This is a genomic window from Streptomyces sp. NPDC048590, assembly GCF_043199535.1.
Classification (GTDB): Bacteria; Actinomycetota; Actinomycetes; order Streptomycetales; family Streptomycetaceae; genus Streptomyces.
Genome location: NZ_JBICWC010000001.1, coordinates 197,239 through 210,923 on the forward strand (window position 1 = coordinate 197,239; position 13,685 = coordinate 210,923).

Consider the following 13,685-nt stretch of genomic DNA (forward strand, 5'->3'; position numbering starts at 1 on the left):
GACCGGGTCGGTCGCGGCCCGTAACCATCGGGGTGGCCCGACCGGTTACGGGTTATGGGCTGCGGCACGGAGAGATACGGGCGCGACATGGCAACGGAGTACGGCGGCGGGAACCACGGGGGCGGCGACCCTTCCCCCTCGGACGGTCTCAAGGCGTTCGGCGCGGTGCTGAAGGCTCTCCGGGAGGAATCGCAGCTCACGCAGGAACAGTTTGCGGCCCGGGTGCAGTACTCGGTGGCATACGTCGCCAAGATCGAGCAGGGCAAACGCTTCCCGCCCAGGGATCTGCTGACCCGCTCGGAGGACGTCCTCGGCGCGACCGCATCCCGGGTGCTCACCGCCGCAGCCGGCAGCCTGACCCGCAGGGCGGGCTTGGCCTCGTGGTTCCTGCAGTGGGCGGCGATCGAGGAGGAGGCGATCACGCTGTGCGCTTACGAGTGCCGGGCGATTCCCGGACTTCTGCAGCCCGAGGCGTACATCCGCGCAGTCTTCGAACGGCGACTGCCCCCGCTGTCGAGCGAGCAGATCGAGCGGCAGGTGTCCGCGCGGTTGGAACGTCAACATCTGCTCACTGAGCGGCCGAACACAGCCTTCAGCTTCGTCATCGAACAGGCTTTGCTGGAGAGGCACATGGGCGGGCCCGAAGTTACTCGAACGCTGATGGGGCATCTGTTGGAGCAGGGCGAGCGCCGGAACGTGGAGATCCAGGTGATGCCATTGCGTCAGTACGACCACGCCGGCATCGACGGGTTGATGTACCTCGCGGAGAGCCGTCAGCATGAATGGGTGGGTTACTCCGAGGGGCAGCAGTCCAGCGTCCTCATCACCTCGCCTCACGACGTGAGCGCGATGCTTCAGCGCTATGGCAAGCTGCGCTCGCAGGCCTTCGGGAGTGAGGCCACGGCAAGCCTGCTGGACCAGATGCGAGGAGCGCTATGACGACCACGGAACCGGTTTGGTTCAAGAGCAGCTACAGCGGCAGCTCCGGTGACAACTGCGTCGAGGTGGCATTCCGTCACGGGTCTGTGCTGGTCAGGGACTCCAAGGTCGTCCGCGGGCCCACGCTGGAGATTTCCCCCTGCGTCTGGGCTGCCTTTACGAGGCGGACCGCTGAGGCGCAGTCCTGAAGCAGCGGGGCGTGAAGGGTTCCGACCAGGGACGGTTCTTGATGGCGTCAGCTGGCGGCCCCGACGGCTGACCCCAGAAGGAAGGCGACGTCCTCGTGCCGGCCGGCACTGCTGAAGGTGGCGGCGATATTGAGAACCGCCTGCCTGTCTGGGCGTTCAGCCGCGTTAATCAGTATCGTCTCGGCCGCTGAGTCCAAGCCTGCCAAGCGGCAGGACCTCACTGCTTCCAGGACACCTTCGGCGGTGTAGGAAGTCCCTGCCCGCCAGAGCACAAGATCAGCCTCACGACCGCTTCCCGAGGCGAGAAGATCTTTTACCAGGACTGTCTCCGGCCAGGTGGGTCCGGGGGTTTCAGGGTGCCGGTCCCCCTTCGTCGGGGGGACCGGCACCCTGGTCCGCTCCCGCCGCGTTGATAGAGCGTGCAGGTGAGTGAGGCGGCGAAGGTGACGTGCTCGCGGCAGGGGCGTGCGTGAAGCCGGCTGCTCACGGACCGCCGGACCGGCAGCTGAGCTGGGCGGACGCGGAAAGCCGACGCTGCAGCAGTCGCAATGCTTCAACTGGGCATGGGCGCGCATGGCCAGCAGAGCGTCCAGGGTGTGCGGCAGGGGGCCAGTGGACCGGGCGTCCTTCTCGATGACGAGGTAGAAGTCCCGTAAGAGCGCCTCTTCAGGGATACGGCCGCCATTGAGATGGTTCGACAGGGTTGTGGGGGCCTGGTGCGCATCTCTTGCGATATCAGCTTGATTGCGGTGGCTGCAGCTCCGGATGTCTCGGAGAGCGGTCACAAAGCCTCGGTGAGCTGCGGAGATGTTGTTGGGCAACTCTTTCCATTTCCTCGGCCTGACTGCCACAGATGTCTCCTGGTGTCGCGTCGGTCCTGCTGGTTCCTCAATTGTCGTTGCTGTGACAGCTCCTGACAGCACCTCATAGTTTTCCGTCTCCCCTCGAAACTCCTCTGCGGCTGGCCTGTGGTGGACCAGAAGGCCAGACTGGCATCGCTGACCTTCGGCTGCCTGACGACGTCGTCGCAGGTCGTCGTGAACCAGATGTGAGGGGGAACGGGATGACGCTGCCTTCTTGGCAGGACACGAAGTTCGGAACCATGAAGCGCGCTGCTCTGTGGCTGGTGACGGTGGTGGGGGAAGGGAACGTCTTCACTAAGGAACAGATCAAGGCCGCGTTTCCCGGTGTCAGTCAGGCTGACCGAAGGGTGCGAGACCTGCGCGATTACGGTTGGCGGATCGACACACACAGGGATGACAGCCAGCTCGATCAGAGCGAACAACGGTTCGTCGCGCAGGGGCAGCCTGTCTGGGTGAAGGCCACACGGCAGAGTTCCTCCATTACCGAGACGGAGCGGCGGAAGGTTCTGTCCCGGGACGGAAATCGCTGTCGATCCTGCGGGATCTCGCCTGGTCAGGCCTATGAGAACTCTTTCGAGACGGCACAGATCGACATCGCGCGGCGCAAGGTGAAGCACGGTGGAAGTACCAGGGTCGAGCTGGTCAGTGAGTGCAACCGGTGCCGTGTGGGGGGGCGTGGTCTTGAGGCCGACCTGGATGACGTGCTTCAACGGGTAACGAGGCTCGGCGGACTTCAGCGCCAGCTGCTGGCGGACTGGGTTGCCGCAGATGAGAGGGAGTTCGGGGCCGTGGAAGTCCTCTGGGGGCACTTCCGGACCTTGCCGGCGGAGTCCAGGGACAAGGTCCGGGCGGCACTGGGACTGCCGCCGGCCTAGCGAGTTGTCGGGCCCTACGGGGATCACTCTGGCGAGCGATCCCCGTAGGGGTAGCACGCTCATCGTGAACCAGAAGAGGACGTATCGTGATCAGGACCGCTGAAGATTTTGGACTCCCGCCGTACGCGGCCAAGAACCGTGACCTTGTGGAGCAACGCCTCCGTGAAGTTGCCGCCGGCGAGGGGTTGCAGGAGACGCTGACTATTGAGTGGCGGACCAAGCCACAGGTGGTGCAGGTCATCGACATGCCAGTGGACTCGCTCTACTACAACCCCGGTACTCATCGGATTCGCGCACAGCGCAGCTTCGACATCCAGCGGGATCGCCGGCTGGACGAGGATCCGTGGAGCGATGAGAGCCAGTCCTATCTGGACCACCTCCTCAAGGCCGAGCCTTCGGACCCGTCCAAGAGGGACAAGGACTTTGATGAACTGCAGCAGAGCCTCAAGGACTTTCGACAGAACGAGCCGGGCCTGATCACCCGGGAGGGAATCCTGGTCAACGGCAACACCAGAGCGGCTGCGCTGCGCGAGCTGGGTGTCACAGACATCCGGGTGGCCGTGCTGCCCGACTCCTGTACCTGGGCCGACATCAACAAGGTCGAGCTCTCTCTGCAGCTTCGCCATGACACCCGGCGCCCGTATTCGTACATCAACAGGCTGCTCACGATCGACGAGCAGGTGGAGGCCGGGCGGCCGCTGAAAGAAGTGGCCAGGGACTTCCGCATCAGGGAGTCGACGGCAGAGCAGGACCTCTGGGTGCTCTCCTGCCTGCGCGACCTGAGCGACAGGTCGGCTACGGGGGACGTTCATCTCCGGCTGCTGGACTTTGAGGACGCTCAGGAGAAGCTCCGAGAAGTGCACCGTGCTTACGGGAAGGAAGTGAAGGCTGACCCCAGGAAGGCGGAGCTCCTGAAAGAGAGTCGGCTGGCTGCCATCGTCATGGACTTCTCCAAGACCGACGTGCGCCTGATCGAGGCCAACTTCCGTTCGCGGTATCTGGAGCAGCGCCTCCCGGACGAACTGAAGCCGGCTCCTGCCGAGACATCCGGCCGCGTGATTCCAGGCATCAATCGTCCAGTCAAGGCCGAGGCGCCAGAGGTGTCGGCGGCCCGCGCCTTCACCGACTCGGTCCTGCGTGCGAAGGCGGTCGTCCGCGCGAAGGAGAAGGTTCCCGCGGAACAGTCCGAACGAGCAACAGCGGTCTTCGATGCCGCCCACCGGGCCGTCGAGGACGCCCTTGAGCCGGCGGGTAAGGATGCCCGTGTACGCAAGAGGAAGCAAGCCGCTCCGGACCGGCTCAACGACGCATGCCAGGACGTTGAGCAGTGCATCACGGACATGATGCTGGCGAGTGCGTCCCGCAGCCTGGATGAGGAGGCGCTGGACGAAGCGGTGCTGAAGCTCCGAACCACGCTGACAAAGTTCGCCCGGGCCACGTCCGGATGCATCGCGGTTCCAGGCGAGGGGATCGAGTGGCTTCGCGACGCGGTCCGGCAGGAGCAGCCGTGACATCGACGGCGGAGGAATCGTCTCTGCACATTGGTTTTGATGTGACGCGCACGAAGGCTGTGCTGCGGGCCAGCGAGCCTTGCCGAAGTGACCTCAACCGCCTGGCAGCAAGGTTTCCTGGGGGCGGCCTGCGTGGTCGTCTCCACCTGGAACTGTCACTCGACGACTTTCTCGTCGGTCTTGATGTCCTTGCTGATTGGCCCCATCCGGAATCGGTGGTCTGGGCGGACGAGCTCAGTGCCCTAGTCGGCGACGTTCTCGATGACGCTGACCAGGCCGAGCATCAACTCCAGGCTCCCGCAACTTCTTCAGCTTGGGACGATGCGGCAGTCGAGGCCACTCTGGGCGTCAACTGGAGGGCTGAGCTTACGGACTTCCAGAAGCGTGACATCGCGCGTCTGCTCTCGCTTCAGCACGGGGCCAACTTCAGCGTCCCTGGCGCGGGGAAGACGCGGGTGGGGCTAGCCGTGTACGCGGCGATGCGCGAGCGCAGTGGAGTGCGGCGGCTCCTGGTCGTGAGCCCGAAGTCGGCGTACGAGTCCTGGCTGACAGAGAGCGAGGTCTGCTTTAAAGCTCCGCCTGTGATTACCGTCATGGGCAAGGAGCCGGACTTCCGGGCAGAGATTCTCGTTGTCAATTACGAGCGTCTCGACAAGTATCTGGCGGCGCTGGCCTCCTGGCTGCGGGGTTCGCCCTCAATGATCATCCTTGACGAAGCGCATCGAATGAAGCTGGGCGCTCAGGGCACCTATGGCAGTGCCTGCATGGCCTTGGGCCCGCTCAGCCGCCGCAGGCTGATCCTTACCGGCACTCCGGCGCCGAATGGGGCGCGGGACCTGGAGAATCTGCTGTCATTCGTATGGCCTGGGCATGGCCGGAGAGTAGTCACACAGGCAGTCGCTGGTGGTGACCTTGCCCATGCCAGCTCCGTCCTGCGTCCACTGTTCACACGGACGACAAAGAGTGAACTGGGGCTTCCCCCCTTCGAGACGCGGATCCGGCGACTGCAGATGCCTGATCTGCACCGAGAGGTGTATGACGCACTCGTCGGACGATTCACCCCCAGAGCTGAGGCATCGCGTGCTGACTTCGACGGGCTGGGCAAGGCGATGCTGCGCTTGCTCATGGCTGCTACAAGCCCGGCCCTGCTCATCGAAGGAGAAAGCAGATTCGAGCCGCTGGACTACCAGGTTCCGCCGCTCGCTGTTCCGCACGATGAATCCCTCTACACGCTCATGCAGAACCTGCCGGCGCACGAGCTGTCGCCGAAGTACAAGGAAGCTCTTGAGATCGTCGCTTCCAATACGTCCCTGGGCAGGAAAACTCTGGTCTGGACGACCTTCGTCCGCAGCATCACCACGATGGAGCGACTATTCGCCGCGTATCAACCTGCGGTCGTTCATGGTGGCACCCCAGACCGTGAGGAACAGCTCAGGAGGTTCCGTGAGGACCCTGACTGCCACGTACTTCTCTCTAACCCGGCGACCTTGGGCGAAGGCATCAGCCTGCACCATGTCTGCCATGACGCCGTCTACGTCGACAGGGATTTCATGGCGGGACGCTTCCTTCAGAGCCTGGACCGCATCCATCGCCTGGGGCTTGCCCCTGGTACTCAGACACGTGTGACGGTGCTGGCCGTCGAGGGAACGATCGACGAGGTGGTGGCTCTGAGACTGGAGGAGAAGCTCGAATTCATGGGGCGAATCCTGGACGACCCCTCGGTTCAGCAGTTGGCAGGCCTGGAGGAAGAGCCATCTGGATCCGCCGGTATGGACATGGCCGACGTTCGCGCACTCCTCAGGCACGTCGATGCCGTCGCCGCTCACTGAAGCTATGCGCCGGGCGGCGCTTCGCTGGCTGGACGAGCTGCGCTTCGCCGGCGTCCCACGGGTGCGATCCCTCCTCACTCACCATCCACGCTACGCCGACCTCACACCGGCGCAGTATGCGGAAGCCTTCCGGTGGCTCAGACGGTCAGGGATGCTGACCGATGCCGGCCGCCCTCTCGTCGATATCAACGAGGCAGAGTTCACCGCTGTGGATTCCGCGAACGCGGTCCCCATGCTTCGGTGGAGCGCGGACGCGGAGGAGGCGAGAAGAGCGGTCGGCCGAGCCGGGGAACAAGCCCTTATCCGGCTTCTGCGGGAATGCGGTGTATCGCAGGTCAGGCACGTGTCTGCGGAGTCGGACGCATACGGATATGACATAGCCGCGTCGGGGGACCTGGCTGAGAAGGCGCATGTTGAGGTCAAATCGACCACCGACCCCACCAGGCTGGTTATCCACCTCTCACGGCACGAGTACGAGGTCATGACGGCCGATGCCCAATGGTGTCTGGCCGCGGTGCTGGTGGGCCGCGATGGGGAGGCACTGAGCGTCGCCACCGTGGACAGGGGCTGGCTCTGCTCGGCAGCCCCAGTGGACCAGGTGCAGCGCGGGCGCTGGGAATCTGTCCGGTTGGAGGTCCCGTCGGAGGCCATTCAACCGGGGCTCGTCATGGATACGTGGCGGCTGATCTCGCCATCGCTGTTTCTGTCTCCGTTCGCGTGGGCCTGCAGACAGCCGCCTGGAAGGTTTACGGACGGCTCATTGGCGCTCCAACTGCCGTCTCCCCCAGGTAGGCTCCAGCCGGGGAACAAGGCCGGTTTCGGTCCCCTGGACGACAGACAGTGCTGCCAGCGAGCCGGAGTGTGAACGCGTTGGAACGTCGCGGCACTCACTAGGACTGCCGAAGCCCGGCCGGGTGGCTGTGGCGGTGAGGGGTAAGAGCGGGGCTGGCTGTCGTATGAGGGTGCGACACTTACCTGTCCCGCCAGGCCTACGAAGAGGAGTCGAAGCCGATGGCCGCGCAGCCCCGCCCAGAGGATCCGAAGGGTCCTAGCGACCACGTGCTTACCTCGATCGAGATCTGTGCGGGCGCGGGGGGCCAGGCCATCGGCCTCCACCAGGCGGGCTTCAAGCACTTGGCGCTGGTGGAGATCGACCCGCATGCGGTGCAGACCCTGAGGGAGAACATCAGGCTCCTGGAAGGGTGGAGCTGGGAGCGAGAGTACTGCGACGTTATCTCCGGCGACGTGAATGACTTCCTTCCGCTCCCTGATAAGAGGAACCCGCTGTCCGGCCTGAACAAGCCGGTGAAATTCCTGGGCGGCCCTCTCGCGAAGGGGAGGCTTGATCTACTCGCTGGAGGAGTCCCGTGCCCCCCGTTTTCGCATGCGGGCAAGCAGCTGGGCAAGGACGACGAGAGAGACCTCTTTCCGCGCATGTTGGCGCTTGTCGAAGAGCTGCACCCAAAAGCCGTGATGATTGAAAATGTGCGCGGTATCAAGGATTCGAAATTTGAGGAATACCGCACTTATATTCAGGCTCGCCTGAAGGGTGGGCTGGCCCGGCGTCCTGAGACCGGAGTCGAGGAACATTTCCCCGGTCTGGGTTATGAGGTGTGCGAGTGGGACGTTCTTGAAGCCAGCGATTTTGGGGTCCCACAGTTGAGGCCTCGTGCAATCCTTGTTGCGATCAAAAAAGATGTTCTGGGTGATATTAAATTCGTTTGGCCCACGCCTGTCAGTGCTCCCAGGAGTGTTTTTGATGCACTCAAGGCTTCGATGGAAGAGCGCTATAAGCCGTATTTGAACGCCGATGAAGGGTTGGCGGACACTGCACGGCGGTGTCTTGACAGGTGGAAAGAGTATGCGTCTTCAGCTGCTATGACGAAAAAAGATGGTGGGATTGCACCCACGCTCGTCGGCGGGTCCAAGAAGCATGGAGGAGCGGACCTCGGGCCGAGTCGTGCAAAGGCTGCCTGGAAGCAGCTGGGTGTGTCGGGTATGGGTGTGGCCAACGGCTACGAAGAGGGTAAGAAAAAGAAAAGTCAAGGGCGTGACCTGTTTGGCGAAGACGGGCCAATGCTGACGGTTGAACAAGCGGCCATTATTCAAGGTTTTCCGCCTGAATGGAATTTTACTGGCGGCAAGACGGCAAAGTATCGTCAGGTAGGAAATGCCTTTCCCCCGCCCGTTGCGGAGGCGGTCGGTAGAGCAATTGCCGATGTGCTCAGTGCTGCCCACGAGCGTGATGATCCGACACAGGCATAGCTATGTGGGAATTGCTCGCCGTGCCCGGACGGTATTGACGATCGTCTGCGCGCAGGCGCCCGAGTCCTCGTGTTCCCAGAAGCGCATGACGAGCCAGCCAGCTTCCTTGAGGCGTTGGTCAGTGTCACGGTCGCGGGCCATGTTCCGGGCGACTTTGTCGGACCAGTAACCGGGGTTCGTCTTGGGCGAGACGTAATGCTCGGGGCAGCCGTGCCAGTAGCAGCCGTCTATGAACACCGCTACCTTTGCCGGGCGAAATACCAGGTCAGCAGTGCGACGAAGGTCTGGGAGCGGCTTCGCGGCAACGCGGTAGCGCAAGCCGCTGGCGTGGACGAGTCGACGGATCGACTGCTCCGGCTTTGTGTCGCGGCTCCGGATCGCCTGCATATTCCGACGTCTGGCAGCGGAGGAAGCCCATGAACCCTCAGGTGGGACCCAGGGCTCGGGTTCCGGCATTGTCGCCTCCTCCTTGACACCTGCGGACTTTCGGGGATGCTCACCCGGCCGCCCGACTCGCGTCGGTCAGTACTGCGATTGTCGCGCAGGCCATCAGGCTGATGCAGCGTGCCCTTTGTCTGCCCGATCGGGGCTCCTGGCTGCCACCACGTGTGGTGGTGGCGGGCCAGGAGCCAGGAGCGTCCTCGCGGGCGAACGCTACTTCGATTCTGTAGTCGGCTCTTCACGGCGCGTCGAATCGATTGCCCGGAAGCGGAGGCAGGGCACGGGCTTGTCCCGCGGGTCAGAGGCAGGGATGAATGCAGCCGCCAAGACGACCTTTGCGGGATCGATGCTCCCTGCGGCCAGAAGGTCTGATGGATTGCCCAGCTCAGGATCGACGACGGGGTAGAGAAGCACAGCCCCGCGTCGCGGTTGGCGGAGCCGCGAAGCGTAGGGGTCGTCTTCGCTCTGTGCACGGAGTCCGGCGATACGTTCTGCGGACTGTCGGTGAGAGACACCGGAGATGCGGTTGAAGACTCCACGAGTATTCCGGCCACGCTGTACCAGGGTGAGCGGCTGGGAGCCGAGAATGCCCGCCGCCGTGCTGGTCACTCCAGATGTCTGCGGCAGGATGAGCACCCAGTCGTCTGTTGCACAGCCTGATTCGCTCTTGTCCTTGAGGTACGTGAGGTGGGGCTCGATGAGCTCCGGACGCCCCCAGACCAGGGTGCTCATGATGCCGAGCAGCTGATCGTGCGCAAGCACCGCGGTCTTTGCCTGGTATCGGATGTAGCTGCCCCGGTCGTCCTCGGAGAGGGTAACGAAGACGGAATTGTCCTGCTCCAAAGCGTTCAGAGCGGGCAGCCACACCTCCGCGTTGTGCCGCAGATCCGCCGCGCTCGTCGGGTAGGCCGTCGGCTCCACCCACTGCCCCGGCGAGCGGATCTCCACCAGCTCGGCGTTGAACATCTTGTTGCGGGCCGCCGGCCTGAGCCAGGACAGGTGCTGCGAGACCAGCGGCGGGATCTGGGCCGGGGTGACCTGGGGTTTGCCGTCGACCAGCGCGGAGTAGCGGGTGAGCTGGGTGCGGAAGGTCTCCTCGTCGCGGCAGATCGCCTCGAAGGCCTCGTACAGGTCGACGGTCTTCTTCTTGCCCATGGGCACCTCGCGCCCGATGTACAGGCGGACCAGGTCGCGGTAGTTCGGGCGGAAGCCGAACCAGCGGCCCATCTGCATCATGGTGTCGGCCTGCTGGGCGGGGCGGCGGTAGTAGGTGATGGTGAGGCCCTCGACGGTGAAGCCGCGGGCGAGCTTGGTGCCGCCGACGAGGATCTTCCACACGTGTGGGGTGCGGTCGAAATCGAGCTCGGGCTGCTCGTAGTCGCGCTCGGTGGCCCCGTTGACGATGATCACCGGCTCGCCGCCGGAGTTGATCAGCTGCCGAGCCCGGGAGACGTACGGCTTCAGCTCCTCGTACGAGGAGGGCACGGGCAGGTCCTCGTCCGCGTACTTCCGGAAGTCCGCCTCCAGGAGCGCCGCGAGCCGCCTGTGGCCTTCCTGTCCGGTGTAGGCCGACCGGTGCCACATGGAGTTGATACGGAGGGCCAGGGCAGCGTGTTCACTCTGGAGCACCGATTCGTGGACCAGCATCGTGTGATGGCGGAACGCGCCCTCCGGCACGCCGTGGTCCACCCGGTACAGCTTCAGCGCACCGGTGAGGACGAAGGAGTCCAGAGCCTCCTGGAGGCGGTCGCCGGTGCTGTCGTAGATGCCGCGTACGTGGGTCTCCTCGGCCGTCCCTTCGGACTCGAGGTCGTGGAAGTCCTGGACACCCATGTAGCCGGTCGGCCGAGGGAGGGAGATCAGGAAGTCACGGGGGAAGATGTCCTCCTCGTCCCCCGGATCGACGAAGACGTTGGCGAACGGGGTCGCTGTGTAACCGACGTACTGGGCCCGGGGGAGGAGCCCGAGGAGCTGGCTTATCAGACCGTTGATGGCCTTGCGCTCGACCTTGCCGTCCTCCCACTTCTTCGGGTTGGTCGTGTTCACCGAAGCCTGGTCGGACTCGTCGTCGATGATCAGCGTCGGAATCTCGGCCAGGATCGGCCCGATCTTCTTGAGGTCCTTGATCAGTTTTTCCAGTACGGACTTGTTCTTCTTCACCACCATCAGGCGCGCCGCGGCGTGGTGGAGGTTGGCCGGATCGTGCAGTGGCCGGGTGCGGTCCTGCTTCTCGAACTCCAGGGCGCGGATGCCGCTCTGGAGTCCCAGGTAGTCCGTGCCGCGCGTGGTGAAGCGCTCGATGTCGAAGAAGCCCAGCGTCGAGGGCCTGGCCCCGTGGCTGACGAACTTCCCCGGCCAGTCCTCGTCGTCCTGGTAGTCGACGCCGACCAGTGCGTCGGTGTCCGACGGGTCGACGCCGCGCAGGATGTTCTCCTGGCCTATCAGCTCCATGTCCAGACGGCGCTGGGTCTGGTCGCGCAGCAGGTTCAGGGTGCCGCCGAGCACGATCACCAGGCGGTAGCCGGCATCGATCGCCTTTGCCGTGACACCGGTGAAGTTGGCCGTCTTGCCCGACTGGACGTAGCCCACGACCAGGCCCCGCGCACCGTACGCCTCGGGGCGCGTCGGGTCGGAGAGGCGTTCCACCACCGAGTGGCTCGCCTCGTCGAGGCTCGCGACCGCCGAGTCGGACCAGCCCTTCCTGCGGAGCATCTGCTCGTACGAGTTCCAGTAGAAGGCCCGGGCCGCCGCCGTGTCCCGGGAGTACCAGGAGGTGAACTCCTTGCTGATGACCGTCGCTCCGGGCTCCTTGAAGACCGGTACCGCCTCGTCGAGCGCCTTGCGCAGGTCCGGACCGAAGCCGAGGCGGTCGTAGATGTCGGCACGGCGGGCGTCCGTGCGGGCCGGGGCGTCCGACCAGTCGGCCTGCTCGGCCAGGTCCCAGGCGGTCAGGGTGCGGTGCCAGAGCGCGGTGAGTTCGTCCCCCGGTCCGGCGCCGACGATCCGGTCGTGGAAATGGCCGACATAGGTGTCCGCGGGTTCGTCGGCGTCGGAGAGGACGAAGGCCAGTTTCGCGAACGCCTTCGGGCCACGTCGCATGGCGGCGAGCACATCGCCGTGCAGGTTGAACAGGTGGTCGGTCATGGCGGAGCGGCTTTCTCGGAGGTGGGGCGGGTAAAGGGATGCCGAGGGTGTCAGCGGGACATCTCGCACTGCGCGGCAGTCACCAGGACGCTGTTCCACAGCGCGATCTTGTCCGTGCGTACGGCCGTGACCCGGGACTTCTGGAAGATCTCCTCGACCATGAGGTAGAGCATGCTCTTCACGACCGGAGCGTCGTTGAGCCCGCCTCTGCGCCCGCCGTTGAAGGCTGTCCGGTACTGCTTGTTGAGCCTGATCTCGCGCGTCTCGCGGTCGAGTTCGAAGAACAGCTCCGGCGCGAGGGACGCCCATCGGAAAGTGATGGGGTCCTCGCCCTTGAGCTCGGGCAGCTCGTCCCGCAGGGTCCGGCGCAGCTTCGGGTCCACGCCCTTGCCGGCCGGGATGACAGCCTCGCGGGTCACCTCGGTGACTCGCTTCGCGGCCTCCCGATACGTCGTCTGCGCCTCCTGGACGTACTCGGCGAACGTGTGGCCCGCCGGGTCCTCGGCCTGCTCCAGTCCACGGGCGAAGGCCGGGGTGACCGTCACGCCGTCCTTCTTGACCGTGAGGCTGAAGACGTCGTTCGGCTTGCCCGGCAGGTCGATGGCGATACGGGCCAGCGCCAGGTGTCCCTCGGGACTGCGGGTGCTGTTCCAGCCGCCCGCCTGCACGAGCCTGTTGTTGCGGTAGATGTAGAAGCCCTGCCGCTCGGCGAGCGACCCGATCCCTCGGAAGCTGACCAACGGGGACTTGGGCTGCCAGATGTGCGCGGTCAGTTCCACCTTGCCGACGCCCTCGACCGGGGCGTGGTACGTGCGCGGATAGCCGGCGCGACCGGGCACCCGGTAGCCGAACGGGTCGATCGGCTCGACTCCCCGGTGGTCGAGCTCCTCCTTGGTGGTGACGTCCTCGACGACGATGTCGACGTTGAAGGAGTCCCCCGCCAGGAAGCGGTGGAGATGGAGCCCGAGGTGGGTCTCCAACTTCTCGATCGCGTCGTCGAGATAGCGGTCCGTCTGGCCGGTGGTGATGGTGTCGAAGGCACGGACGTTGTCCCAGCGGACGATGGTGCCGTGCCACTCGATCAGGCCGTCGTACCGGTCGACGAGCTTCTGGCAGTAGCCGGGGTCCACGATGTCGCAGGTGAAATCGGCCTGGGCACGGGCCGTCAGCCACCTGCGGCCGGTGGACGGGCTGCGCTTGGTCCGGCTGATCACCGTCAGCGAATCAGCGTGGGAGAGGGAGGCCGCCTTCAGTCCGGCCCCGAAGTGACCCAGCGCGTTGTCCCCGTACTCCTGACGGCCACCCACGGTCATCGCCGTGTCGAGCGTCGCGTCGTCCATGCCCCGGCCGTCGTCGACCACGAGCAGGCCGACCAGACGGTCCTCGTCCCGCAGGAAGCTGATGACGACGTTGCGGGCACCCGCGTCGATGGAGTTGTCGACCAGGTCGGCGATCGCCGCCTCGAACCCGTATCCCTGGTGCGTCAGCGACTCGACGTAACGAGCCGCGGGTGGCAGCCGCTTGCTGCCGGTCGTCGGGATCTCGTACTGCCAGTCCGAGGACGGCTGATAGGGCGGCATGAGGGCCTCCTCGCGCTGAGGAACGGGGCCTGCGTGGGGGTGAGTTGGCC

10 protein-coding genes are annotated in these 13,685 nt (G+C 64.7%); 7 read left to right on the forward strand and 3 right to left on the reverse strand.

The genetic code is table 11. The features are described from left to right. Nucleotides 1-87 precede the first annotated feature (87 nt). The 7 genes from ACGFNN_RS00875 to ACGFNN_RS00905 all read left to right on the forward strand — a co-directional run bounded on the left by ACGFNN_RS00875 (nt 88) and on the right by ACGFNN_RS00905 (nt 8,470). Nucleotides 88-939, forward strand: coding sequence for a helix-turn-helix domain-containing protein (locus ACGFNN_RS00875; RefSeq protein ID WP_393551619.1), 852 nt, complete (start codon nt 88-90; stop codon nt 937-939). Beyond that, the gene (locus ACGFNN_RS00880) at nt 936-1,127 is read left to right on the forward strand and encodes a DUF397 domain-containing protein (RefSeq protein ID WP_393551621.1); all 192 of its coding nucleotides are present in this window, start codon (nt 936-938) and stop codon (nt 1,125-1,127) included. Before ACGFNN_RS00875 ends, ACGFNN_RS00880 begins: the two co-directional genes overlap by 4 nt. A gap of 1,063 nt (nt 1,128-2,190) precedes the next feature. Then, nucleotides 2,191-2,865, forward strand: coding sequence for an HNH endonuclease (locus tag ACGFNN_RS00885; RefSeq protein WP_393551623.1), 675 nt, complete (start codon nt 2,191-2,193; stop codon nt 2,863-2,865). Nucleotides 2,866-2,951: 86 nt separating this feature from the next. Then, nucleotides 2,952-4,376, forward strand: a complete 1,425-nt coding sequence (locus tag ACGFNN_RS00890) for a transcriptional regulator (RefSeq protein ID WP_393551625.1) — start codon at nt 2,952-2,954, stop codon at nt 4,374-4,376. Next, entirely contained in the window at nt 4,373-6,205 is a 1,833-nt protein-coding gene (locus tag ACGFNN_RS00895; RefSeq protein WP_393551627.1) for a DEAD/DEAH box helicase, read from the forward strand. Before ACGFNN_RS00890 ends, ACGFNN_RS00895 begins: the two co-directional genes overlap by 4 nt. Nucleotides 6,206-6,356: 151 nt before the next feature. Next, the gene (locus ACGFNN_RS00900) at nt 6,357-7,070 is read left to right on the forward strand and encodes a protein NO VEIN domain-containing protein (protein WP_393551629.1); all 714 of its coding nucleotides are present in this window, start codon (nt 6,357-6,359) and stop codon (nt 7,068-7,070) included. A 146-nt stretch (nt 7,071-7,216) separates the two neighbouring features. Further along, nucleotides 7,217-8,470 carry a DNA cytosine methyltransferase gene (locus ACGFNN_RS00905; protein ID WP_393551631.1) on the forward strand — a complete coding sequence of 418 codons (1,254 nt, stop codon included), beginning with the start codon at nt 7,217-7,219 and terminating at the stop codon, nt 8,468-8,470. Here the strand turns inward: ACGFNN_RS00905 and ACGFNN_RS00910 are convergent, their stop codons facing one another. The 3 genes from ACGFNN_RS00910 to ACGFNN_RS00920 all read right to left on the reverse strand — a co-directional run bounded on the left by ACGFNN_RS00910 (nt 8,471) and on the right by ACGFNN_RS00920 (nt 13,635). Then, complete coding sequence (locus tag ACGFNN_RS00910) at nt 8,471-8,926, reverse strand: very short patch repair endonuclease (RefSeq protein WP_393551633.1); 456 nt, start codon at nt 8,924-8,926, stop codon at nt 8,471-8,473. 198 nt (nt 8,927-9,124) lie between these two features. Beyond that, nucleotides 9,125-12,055 (reverse strand): Z1 domain-containing protein, encoded by a 2,931-nt coding sequence (locus tag ACGFNN_RS00915; protein ID WP_393551635.1) that lies wholly within the window; start codon nt 12,053-12,055, stop codon nt 9,125-9,127. Nucleotides 12,056-12,105: 50 nt separating this feature from the next. After that, nucleotides 12,106-13,635 carry an ATP-binding protein gene (locus ACGFNN_RS00920; RefSeq protein ID WP_393551637.1) on the reverse strand — a complete coding sequence of 510 codons (1,530 nt, stop codon included), beginning with the start codon at nt 13,633-13,635 and terminating at the stop codon, nt 12,106-12,108. Nucleotides 13,636-13,685: the final 50 nt, after the last annotated feature.

Excerpts from the sequence above, each read along its gene's own strand:
- ACGFNN_RS00885 (WP_393551623.1), top strand. The coding sequence starts at position 2,191 with ATGACGCTGCCTTCTTGGCAGGACACGAAGTTCGGAACCATGAAGCGC.
- ACGFNN_RS00920 (WP_393551637.1), bottom strand. The coding sequence starts at position 13,635 with ATGCCGCCCTATCAGCCGTCCTCGGACTGGCAGTACGAGATCCCGACG.
- ACGFNN_RS00875 (WP_393551619.1), top strand. The coding sequence starts at position 88 with ATGGCAACGGAGTACGGCGGCGGGAACCACGGGGGCGGCGACCCTTCC.
- ACGFNN_RS00915 (WP_393551635.1), bottom strand. The coding sequence starts at position 12,055 with ATGACCGACCACCTGTTCAACCTGCACGGCGATGTGCTCGCCGCCATG.
- ACGFNN_RS00910 (WP_393551633.1), bottom strand. The coding sequence starts at position 8,926 with ATGCCGGAACCCGAGCCCTGGGTCCCACCTGAGGGTTCATGGGCTTCC.
- ACGFNN_RS00880 (WP_393551621.1), top strand. The coding sequence starts at position 936 with ATGACGACCACGGAACCGGTTTGGTTCAAGAGCAGCTACAGCGGCAGC.
- ACGFNN_RS00900 (WP_393551629.1), top strand. The coding sequence starts at position 6,357 with ATGCTGACCGATGCCGGCCGCCCTCTCGTCGATATCAACGAGGCAGAG.
- ACGFNN_RS00905 (WP_393551631.1), top strand. The coding sequence starts at position 7,217 with ATGGCCGCGCAGCCCCGCCCAGAGGATCCGAAGGGTCCTAGCGACCAC.